The sequence below is a fragment of the Streptomyces sp. NPDC002130 genome, from assembly GCF_040296465.1.
GTDB lineage: Bacteria > Actinomycetota > Actinomycetes > Streptomycetales > Streptomycetaceae > Streptomyces.
This window is the reverse complement of record NZ_JBEOXI010000850.1, coordinates 1-1410: the sequence shown is the minus strand read 5'-3', so window position 1 is coordinate 1410 and position 1410 is coordinate 1. Positions and strand designations below refer to the sequence as shown.

The window sequence follows — 1410 nt, the reverse complement described above, 5'->3', positions numbered from 1 at the left end:
GTTGGTCATCACCATCATCGTCATCGTGACGGGCATGGCCACCTTCTCGGTGGTCTCCGGCGTCACCAAGGGCCTCAAGTGGCTCTCCTCGTACACGCCGTACCCCACCGCCGGACGCGCCAACTGCATGATGACGTTCGCGCCGGCAGCCAACAGTCCGAGCCCGGACATCGCCTTCTCGACCTCGGCGTCGATGTCGACCGCTCGATTGCCGACCGCTCGACTGCCATCCACCACCGTCTCCCCGCGCCCGTCCATCGAATCCCTACTCACCGTCATGGCAGAACCCCTTCGAAGTCATATCTGCGAACGCACGTTCTCAGATGAGTGAAACGCTGAAATGCCGAGATGTCAAGCAATCTCGGGATGCAAAGATGGTCTTCATGAATGACCAACCGCGTTCGTACGGTGGCGTCGACGGCGCGCTCCGCGTAGCCCAACGACGAGAGACGCTGATCGAGGCCGGTCTGGAACTCATGGGTTCGACCGAGCCCGAACTGACGGTCCGCGGGGTGTGCAAGAAGGCCGGTGTCGCGGCGAGGTACTTCTACGAGAGCTTCACCGATCGTGATGCTCTGATGTCGGCCGTCTACGACACCGTCATCACGGACATCGCCGTCTCGACCCAGGCCGCGGTGGACGCCGCCGAGACCGAGCGCGGCAAGGCCCTCGCCGGAATCGCGAACATCGTCCGCACTATCGCGAACGATCCCCGTCGCGGACGTCTACTGTTCTCCAGCGCCCTGACGAGCCCTGTCCTGGCCGAGAAACGACGAGCGTCGACGACGATTTTCATCGGTCTCCTGGCCGCCAACGCCAAGACCTTCTACCGTTTGGATGACAGCGGCCACCTGACGCTGACGGCAACCTTCCTGGTCGGCGGTCTGGCGCAGACCCTCAGTGCATGGCTCGACGGCTACATCGACGTGACGGAAGAAGAACTGGTCGCCGAATGCGCAGCGATCCTGCTCGCTCCCGCCCTACCTCCGTCTCGAGAGCCTGACTGAATTCAGTCCCAGATCCCGATGTTGTCGAGGTGAGCGAGAAGTCGAGCAGCGCCGTCGGAGAACTGCAGACTCATCTGCGCGTCCACCTGTTCTCGATCGTGCTTCTCGAACGCCTCGATCAACGCGTCGTGGCTCGACACCGCAAGCTCACCCCAGCCTGGATCCGTCGCGTAGAGACGAGCAGGGGTGTACCGAATCGCGCCGAACAGGAACCACGCCAGTTTCGCACCACCCGCAGCGCGATTGATCAGGCGATGGAACTCGAATTCGCACTGCTCGATCGCAGCAGCATCCGAGGCGTCGACCGCCGCTCGCAAATCGGCATTGAGTTCCGTGAGTTCCACCAGTTGATCAGCAGTGATGCTGTCCATCGCCCGCAAAGCCAGCTTGACCGCGATCTGCC

Annotated in this window: 2 protein-coding genes and 1 pseudogene; 1 reads left to right on the top strand and 2 read right to left on the bottom strand. The window is 62.4% G+C overall.

The genetic code is table 11. The features are described 5' to 3' along the window. Nucleotides 1–258, bottom strand: a pseudogene (locus ABT116_RS46280) (hypothetical protein); the annotation flags it as partial. A gap of 65 nt (nt 259–323) precedes the next feature. Between ABT116_RS46280 and ABT116_RS46275 the strand changes: the two are divergent. Beyond that, a complete protein-coding gene (locus ABT116_RS46275) occupies nt 324–1007 on the top strand; it encodes a TetR/AcrR family transcriptional regulator (RefSeq protein WP_124568100.1) in 684 nt (227 codons plus the stop codon). Nucleotides 1008–1009: 2 nt separating this feature from the next. On the opposite strand, the gene ABT116_RS46270 is transcribed toward ABT116_RS46275, so the two are convergent. Continuing rightward, a partial coding sequence (locus ABT116_RS46270; RefSeq protein WP_351647218.1) for an FCD domain-containing protein occupies nt 1010–1410 on the bottom strand: 401 nt, incomplete at its 5' end.